The organism is Mesorhizobium sp. WSM4310 (genome assembly GCF_007003935.1).
Classification (GTDB): domain Bacteria; phylum Pseudomonadota; class Alphaproteobacteria; order Rhizobiales; family Rhizobiaceae; genus Mesorhizobium.
Genome location: NZ_VFTA01000074.1, coordinates 1 through 7,815, shown reverse-complemented (window position 1 = coordinate 7,815; position 7,815 = coordinate 1). Strand labels below are relative to the sequence as shown.

8 protein-coding genes are annotated in these 7,815 nt (G+C 66.0%); 4 read left to right on the top strand and 4 right to left on the bottom strand.

Going from position 1 to position 7,815, the window contains the following annotated elements; genetic code table 11:
* Positions 1 to 195: 195 nt before the first annotated feature.
* Together FJV80_RS34190 and FJV80_RS34185 are read right to left on the bottom strand one after the other, a co-directional pair.
* A complete protein-coding gene (locus FJV80_RS34190) occupies positions 196 to 1,431 on the bottom strand; it encodes an amidohydrolase/deacetylase family metallohydrolase (protein ID WP_142878490.1) in 1,236 nt (411 codons plus the stop codon).
* 203 nt (positions 1,432 to 1,634) lie between these two features.
* A complete protein-coding gene (locus tag FJV80_RS34185) occupies positions 1,635 to 2,000 on the bottom strand; it encodes a RidA family protein (RefSeq protein ID WP_095775664.1) in 366 nt (121 codons plus the stop codon).
* Positions 2,001 to 2,220: 220 nt separating this feature from the next.
* Between FJV80_RS34185 and FJV80_RS34180 the strand changes: the two genes are divergently transcribed.
* Entirely contained in the window at positions 2,221 to 2,706 is a 486-nt protein-coding gene (locus FJV80_RS34180; protein ID WP_142878489.1) for a hypothetical protein, read from the top strand.
* Here the strand turns inward: FJV80_RS34180 and FJV80_RS34175 are convergent.
* Complete coding sequence (locus FJV80_RS34175; RefSeq protein ID WP_246689113.1) at positions 2,703 to 3,746, bottom strand: peptidase C39 family protein; 1,044 nt, start codon at positions 3,744 to 3,746, stop codon at positions 2,703 to 2,705. The genes FJV80_RS34180 and FJV80_RS34175 overlap by 4 nt on opposite strands.
* Positions 3,747 to 3,826: 80 nt before the next feature.
* Entirely contained in the window at positions 3,827 to 4,462 is a 636-nt protein-coding gene (locus FJV80_RS34170; RefSeq protein WP_142878487.1) for an isoprenylcysteine carboxylmethyltransferase family protein, read from the bottom strand.
* A gap of 232 nt (positions 4,463 to 4,694) precedes the next feature.
* Between FJV80_RS34170 and FJV80_RS34165 the strand changes: the two genes are divergently transcribed.
* The 3 genes from FJV80_RS34165 to FJV80_RS34155 all read left to right on the top strand — a co-directional run bounded on the left by FJV80_RS34165 (position 4,695) and on the right by FJV80_RS34155 (position 7,627).
* On the top strand, positions 4,695 to 5,486 hold the full coding sequence (locus FJV80_RS34165; protein ID WP_142878486.1) for a hypothetical protein: 792 nt from the start codon (positions 4,695 to 4,697) through the stop codon (positions 5,484 to 5,486).
* Positions 5,487 to 5,576: 90 nt separating this feature from the next.
* A complete protein-coding gene (locus FJV80_RS34160) occupies positions 5,577 to 6,260 on the top strand; it encodes a winged helix-turn-helix domain-containing protein (RefSeq protein WP_142878485.1) in 684 nt (227 codons plus the stop codon).
* A complete protein-coding gene (locus tag FJV80_RS34155) occupies positions 6,257 to 7,627 on the top strand; it encodes an ATP-binding protein (protein ID WP_095775588.1) in 1,371 nt (456 codons plus the stop codon). The genes FJV80_RS34160 and FJV80_RS34155 overlap by 4 nt, the downstream gene beginning before the upstream one ends.
* The last annotated feature ends 188 nt before the right edge of the window (positions 7,628 to 7,815 follow it).

The window sequence follows — 7,815 nt, the reverse complement described above, 5'->3', positions numbered from 1 at the left end:
CCCCCCCCACCTCTCCCCCGGTCGGCGGGGGAGAGGAAAGGCGCGAGCTTAACCGGGCTGGCTCCCTTCCTCTCCCTCCGGAGGGGGGGAGAGGTGGCGCTGCGAAGCAGCGACGGAGTGGGGGAAGCCATCGCCAACGCGCAGCCGCCACAGGACAGGCACAACCCTACCGGCCATCCCACGACGGGAGATCGGCTAATCGTGCCGGTGCCCGAAATGCCGGGCGGCAACCTCGACATGCGTATGCGCGACATGCGCCTCGAAACGCTCGGTCTCGCTGACATCGTTCACCGCCTCGTTCGGCCACCAGGTGCCGCCGATGACGATGCCTTGCGAGACCAGCCGCTGCTCGGCGACCAGCGGGGCGCCGACCGCGTCGACGAAGGTGAACCGGCCGGACAGCCGGCGAAGGACAGCGACGTCGCCGACGGTGCCGACCGCCAGCGTGCCGAGGTCCGGCCTGGCGATCGCCCGCGCCGGCGCTTGCGTCGCGGCGCGCAGCACCTCGACCAGCGGCATGCCGAGCGCCATCAGCTTCGACATGCAGACCAGAATGTCGAAGGCCGGCCCGTCGACGCAGTAGAGATGCACGTCGCTCGATATGACGTCCGGCGCCAGCCCCTCGGCCAGCATGGCGCGCGCCACTTCGAAATCGAACGAACCCATGCCATGGCCGAGATCGAAGATGACGCCGCGCTCGCGCGCCAGCCGCATGTCGGGCCGCACCGCGCCGGAAGCGAAGACCGGCGCGTTGGGGAACGGCCGGAAGCAATGGGTGAGGATATCGCCGCGGCGCAGGCGCGGCAGCACTTCCGAGCGGCCGGGCGGCGGCTCGTCAATATGCGCCATCAGCGGCAGTCCGGCCTTGTCGGCCGCCTCGAGCGCGAGATCGACCGGCGCGATGCCGCTGGTGCCGCCGGCATGCTTGCCGGAGCGGACTTTCACGCCGACGACGACATCGGCGTGCTCGCGCGCGGCGGCGACCACCTCGCGCGGCTCACAGAGCCGCAGATCGCTGCACTCGCCGACCGACACCGACTGCGAGAAACCGAAGATGCCGGCAAAGGAAATGTTGACATAGGCCAGGATGCGCGCCCGGGAGCGCTCCATGACATGGCGACGGAAGCCGAGGAAGTTGCCGGCGCCCGCGCTGCCGGCATCGATGAAGGTGGTGGTGCCGCTTTTGGCGGCGAGCCGGTCTGCATCGACGCCAAGCGAGGTGCCTCCCCAATAGACGTGGCTGTGCAGGTCGATCAGGCCAGGCGCGACGATGCAGCCGGCCGCGTCGACCACCTCATTGGCGCGATCCGCCGGGATATCGGCGTCGACCGCCGCGACCCGCCCATTGGCGATGGCGACATCGCGCGGCGCATCGATGCCGGACGCCGGATCGATGAGCCGTCCGCCCTTCAGCAGGAGGTCGAATTGCATGAGGGGAACCTCCGGTTCGTTGCTTTGCCTTCTCAGAGACTGTTTCGAAATTCGCTCTGGCGAGTCATATGGTGGTGGTTTCGAGAACCGGAGCGGAGCGGACATTTGGGTCCGTGAGCTCCGTTCTACCGCACGCAGTAGAACGGGGAAGCGCGGAAAACGCCGCTGGATGTCCGCCGGAGCAGAATTCCAAACGGTCGCTCCTAGACGGGCCTGTAGGCAACCGCCTCGACCTCGATCTTGATGTCGATCATCAGCCGCGATTCGACCGTGCTGCGGGCCGGCGGATTCTTCGGGAAGTGCCTGGCGTAGACCGCGTTGAAGGCGCCGAAATCGCGCGCGTCTTCCAGCCAGACGGTGGTCTTCACCACGTCGTCCAGCGTGCAACCGGCCAGGGCCAGCGCCGCCTTCACATTGGCGAGCACCTGCTCGGTCTGTTCGGTGATGCCGCCTTTGACCACGATGCCGTCGCTGCCGACCGGAACCTGGCCCGAGACATAGACGAAGTCGCCGGCCCGCACGGCGGGCGACAGCGGCACATGGGATGTTCCAAAAGTCTGCTTGGGCAAGGGATCGCCTCCTCTGGTGACGCGGCAGGGCGCCAGGGCGGCGCCCGCTTCCGCGCAGGTTTACCGCGATCGGGGCGGTCCCGATAGGGCCTTTGTTGGAAAGCAACATTCGTCGAAATCCGTGTTGCTTTATTACAGAAGCGCTTGCATCGTGCGCACCGGCCGGGCGGCCTGCGCGCCGCCACGGACACATGCCTGCGCCAGACCGGAGAAACCGAGAATGACCTTCGACAAGAACCCGTTTCCTTCAGGCGATGCCGACCGCCATGCGTTGTGGGAGATGCTGGTGCGGCGCGACATCGACGCCTTCATCGGCCAGGACTGGTCCATGGTCGAGCACGATTTCATCGCCGAAAGCTTCTTCGGCATGCATGCGCATTTCCTCGCCAATGCCGATGCCTGGCGGCTGCAGTTCCCGCGGTTGGAGATCTATCGCGACGAGTGGCTGCGCCAGGCCGGGGAGACGGCGGCGACCAAATTCGCGGAGCCGCTGCGCGAGGCGCTGTTTCGCGTCACCAATCTGCGCGACATCGACGTCGACGGCGACCGCGCCGTGCTGCACAAGAAGTTCGACGGCTCCGTCGCCAAGGCGGATGGCAGCGTCGACCGGCTGAAATGGCAGACGCTGTATTTCTGCCGCAAGGTCGAAGGCAGCTGGAAGATCGCCGGCTTCGTCGGCTACATGCCGTATCCGCTGGGAGCCTAGCGCTTCCGGGTGACTGGTCCCGGCCCAACGAGAACGGCGGCGCGATAGGCCGGGTTGCCGTACCAGGCCATCCGGTCGAGCTCCGCCGCCCGAACCGGAAGGTCGACGACATCCATCTTCTGTTCGAGCCGGTCTGGCTCGATCCAGGGATCGTTGAGGAAATAGACGCCGTCGCCATGGCCATGGACGAGCACCCAATGCGGGCAGGTGTGGCCCATCATCGGCGCCTGATCGATCAGCACCAGCGCCGACAAGCCACGATCGAGCGCCTGGCCGATTTCTTCGACGGCAAAGGCGCGCGTCTCGACCGGCAATGACGCGGCTTCGGCCTCGCGCTTGAAACCGGCCTGCACGAAGCGCATCAGCCCGCGCCTTTCCTCCGAGCTGGCCCGGTCGAGGAAGACCGGTTCGGCGCTGCTCATGAATATTTCGACCCGCAGGCCGCGCCGGCGCGCCGCCAGCGCCAGGCCGTAGGGGTCGCAGCCGCCCGGACCGCTCGGACCGATGATGGTGGTGGCCTCGCGCCACAGTTCGACCTCCAGCGCCCGGTCCGGCAACAAGGCCGGAGCGATCCCGCCCATCGCCATGGCCAGCGCCGACGGCCCGCACGTAAAACCCGCCGTCTGCGGCCAGGATGGCGGAACCTGCCCCTGCCGGCCGGCCGGTTCGTTGCCGATCCAGCGTTGCAGGAACCCGTCGCGGCGCTGCCACTGGCCGCCGATGCGCTGCACCATATCCTCGTCGGCACGCAGGCAGAGCACGTCTTGTGCGAGCGCCTCCTTCTCCAGCGCCTCCAGCAGGCGCGGGCCGTCACTCGCGATGAAGTTCGGAGCAGACCAGAACAGGGCGATGCGCATCATTGCTGCCGCCGGCCGGCGCTGGCCGACCACGATCGCCTCCGGGCGGCCCTCGCTGTAGTGCGCCACGCCGGTGACCCCGGCGATCTCCCGCAGCGCCGCCAGGCGATCGCCAGCCTCGGCCGGCACCGCCGCGATCAGGTCGGCCCAGACGGCCGCGTGTCCGGCCGTGAAGACCGTCATACTGGCCCCTTCGCCTTCAGCCGATACCACAGGCTCCTCGAAGTGCTGCATGGCCCGTAAATTAGCCGGACAATGGCCGATCAGTACAGCGTGACGAAGGCCGGGAACAGCAGGCCCGTCTGCCGCAAATACTCGATCAGCTCGATGGCCGGGAAGATGGCGAGGAAATAGAGCCCGTCATGGAAGGTGCGCTTGAGTGCGCGCGTCGAGAACTGCAACTGGTCGTCGTCGCGGTAGAGCAGCGGGTTCGGCCAGAAGCGCGGCGTCGTCTTGATATAGGCGGCATAGGCCTGGCCGAACTTGCCCAGGAGATATTCGGCTTCCTTGCGCGCCGTGACGCGGAAAATGAGGAAGCTGGCCACGCCAAGCGTGGCTGCCGCCACCAGCGAACCGTAGGCCAGACCGATGCCGACCGCGCCCACCGTCGAAAAGAAATAGAGCGGGTTCTGGCTCATCGAGAACGGCCCCGTCGAAACCAGCTCCTCGTTCTTCTTACCGCCGACATAGAGGATGCTCCACAGCCTGCCGGTAACGCAGGCGAGCACCAGGCAGAAGCCGAAGAATTCGAGCGTTTCGTGACCGTTCGAGCCCTCGGCGAGCGCCGGCTTGGTGAGAAACAGCAGCAGCACCGCCAGCATCGCCGCCACGCGCACGAAGATCAGCCGCTTTCGCTGCACGAAGGCCTGTGAAACAGGCTTGAGGGACGCGTAGGTCATTCGTGTCTTCCTGGGCCACGGATTACGGGTTCAGCCACTGGGGCGCGCCATTGATGGCGGATACAAGGCCGCTGCTTCTATCAGCGCAGCACGCGGCGTTCGTAAAGGCCTTTTGCGCCAATCACGGCCATCCTTACGAATTTGTATGCCCCGGGACAGGCTGCAGTGAAGTCGCTTGCCTAATGTCGGATGCCGGATCGCTTCCATCCGGTCGCAACCTCGGGACTTGGCCATGCTCTCTCCCAACAAAACCACCGGACCGAGCCAGAACAGGGTTCCGGAGGTCACGCTCGACTTCTGGCTGATCAAGCTGATGGCGGTCACCATGGGCGAAACGGCCGCCGATTATCTCGCCGTCAATCTCGGGCTCGGGCTGGCCGTCACCTCGCTGATCATGACCGGCGTGCTGATCGTCGCCCTTGTCCTGCAGTTCGCGCAGAAGCGCTACATACCTTGGGCCTACTGGCTGGCGGTGGTGCTGATCAGCGTCGTCGGCACGCTGATCACGGACAACCTCGTCGACAGTTTCGGCGTGCGCCTGCAGACGACGACGATCGCCTTCTCGGTTGCGCTCGCGGCGACCTTCGCGGTCTGGTACGCAAGCGAGCGGACGCTGTCGATCCACACCATCTCCACCACGAGGCGCGAGATCTTCTACTGGCTGGCGATCCTGCTCACCTTCTCGCTCGGCACCGCCGCCGGCGATCTCGTCGCCGAGAGTTTCGACATGGGCTATCTCACGTCGGGCCTCGTGTTCGGCGGCCTCATCGCGCTGATCGCGCTTGCCTATTATCTCATCCACCTCGACGCCATCCTCGCCTTCTGGCTGGCCTATATACTGACGCGCCCGCTCGGCGCCTCCTTCGGCGATCTTCTGTCGCAGCCGGCCGAACAGGGCGGCCTCGGCTTCGGCACCACCTTCACCAGCCTGATCTTTCTGGGCTGCATCGCAGCACTGGTTCTGTACATGACGCTGAAGAAAACCGCCGACGATGCCGACGAGATCCTGCTGGAACAGGATTAGGCTTCGGCGTTTGGCGGTCCGTGCCATCCTAGGAACGGGGCCATGCCGGTGATAGCCTGTGCCCGATATCGGCGATCAACCGGAACAGCGATGCGACTTCTTCTTGTCGAGGACGACCACAAGACGGCGGACTATATCGTCAGGGGACTGACCGAGGCCGGGCATGTCTGCGACCTCCTGCGCAACGGCCATGACGCGCTTTTCGCCGCCACCAGCGGCAACTATGACGTGATCGTCGCCGACCGCATGATCCCAGGCCTGGACGGCCTGTCGATGATCAAGGCGGTGCGTGCGGCCGGCGTGCGCACGCCGGCGATCTTCCTCACCTCCATCGGCGGCATCGACGACCGCGTCGAGGGCCTGGAGGCCGGCGGCGACGACTATCTGGTCAAGCCCTTCGCCTTTTCCGAGCTGCTTGCCCGCATCAATGCGCTCGGACGCAGGCCGGCGGCGCAGGAGCAGAAGACGACGCTGCGGGTCGGCGACCTCGAGATGGACCTCATCATGCGGCGTGTCACGCGCCAGGGCCAGCCGATCGACCTGCAGCCGCGCGAATTCAGCCTGCTGGAGGTGCTGATGCGCGGCGAGGGCCGCGTGATCACCCGCACCATGCTTCTGGAGCGCGTCTGGGACTTTCATTTCGATCCCAAGACCAGTGTTGTCGAGACCCATATCAGCCGGCTGCGGGCCAAGGTCGACAAGCCGTTCGAGGCCCAGCTCATCCACACCATCCGCAACACCGGCTACAGCCTGCACGCGCCGTTTGCGCCATGACCGGAAGCTGGTCTCGCCTGCTGCGCAGCACACCGTTCCGGCTCGCCCTCACTTTCGCCTTCCTGTTCATGCTGGCCTTCATCCTGTCGGGCGCCATCGTCTACCAGATGATGAGCGCCGATCTGGCCGAGCAACTCGACGACACCATCAAGGAAACCTACGCCGTCATCGCCGCGAGCCATGCCGACAATGATCCCAAGGAACTGGTCGAGACCGTCGAGAGCCACGCCACGCGCAGCCCGAAGAAGGAGCAGCTGTTTTCGCTGACCGACGCGGCCGGCAACCGGCTGGCCGGCAACTTCACCGCCGCGGGACTTCCCGACGGCTTTTCGATGTTCGGCGCCGAAATGCCCGGCCTGCCCCAGGGTGCTCAGTACCGCGCCTATTCGGGCGCGGTCGGCAACAACACCCTGACGGTCGCCATCAGCCTGTCCGAGACGGAGGAACTGGAGACGATCATGCTGATGAGCTTCGGCTGGGCGACCCTGATCGTCACCGGGCTGGCGGTCGCCGGCGGCGCCCTGCTTGCCTCGCGTGTCCAGCGCCGCCTCGACGGCATCGCCGCCACCATGGTCGATGTCTCGCATGGCCGGCTGGATACCCGCATTCCGTTGACCGGCAACGGCGACGACATCGATGTCGTCTCCAGCCAGGTCAATGCGGCGCTCGACCGCCTGTCGGCGCTGGTCGAAGGCATGAGGCAGGTCAGCGCCAACATCGCGCACGACCTGAAGACGCCGCTCAACCGGCTGCAGATGATCCTCGACAGCGCGTCGGAAAAGCACCTGTCGGGGGAGAAAGTCGCCAGTGAACTGGCCGAGGCGCATGCCGAGAGCCTGCAGATCAACGAGACGTTCGACGCGCTGCTGCGCATTGCGCAGATCGAGGCCGGCGCGCGCAAGGCGCGGTTCACCGATGTTGGCCTCGGCGAGATCCTGCAAACCATCGCCGAGATCTACTCCGAGGTGGCCGAGGATGACGGCAAGTCGCTGTCGTCGGTCGAGCTGCATCGGGCCGCCGGCCGCATCCATGGCGATCCGGAACTGTTGACGCAGATGTTCGCCAATCTGGTCGAGAACGCGCTGCGCCATTGCCCGCCCGGCACGACGATCAAGCTGTCGGTGGCGCGCGACGGCGACCATGTCCTGGCCGCAGTCGCCGACAATGGACCCGGCATTCCCCCGGACGAACGCGAAAAGGTCTTCCAGCGGCTCTACCGGCTGGATCACAGCCGCTCGACGCCGGGCAGCGGCCTTGGGATGAGCCTCGTCAGGGCCATCGCCGATCTGCACGGCGCATCGATTGCGCTTGAGGATTGCGCGCCTGGCCTCAGCGTGGTGGTGAGCTTTCCGCTGGCGACGGATTAGCCGACAAATGACCGGTGCCGGCCAACACCAGCTCGGGTTCCTCGCCCTCGTAAAGGGGGGAGAGATGGCCTACGCCACGCACACATCTTCTGTGACTGGCATGACTGATCGGCCCGAGGCTTGATTGCCACGTGGTTCCCCCAATCCGTCGCTGCTTCGCAGCGCCACCTTTCCCCCCTCCGGAGGGA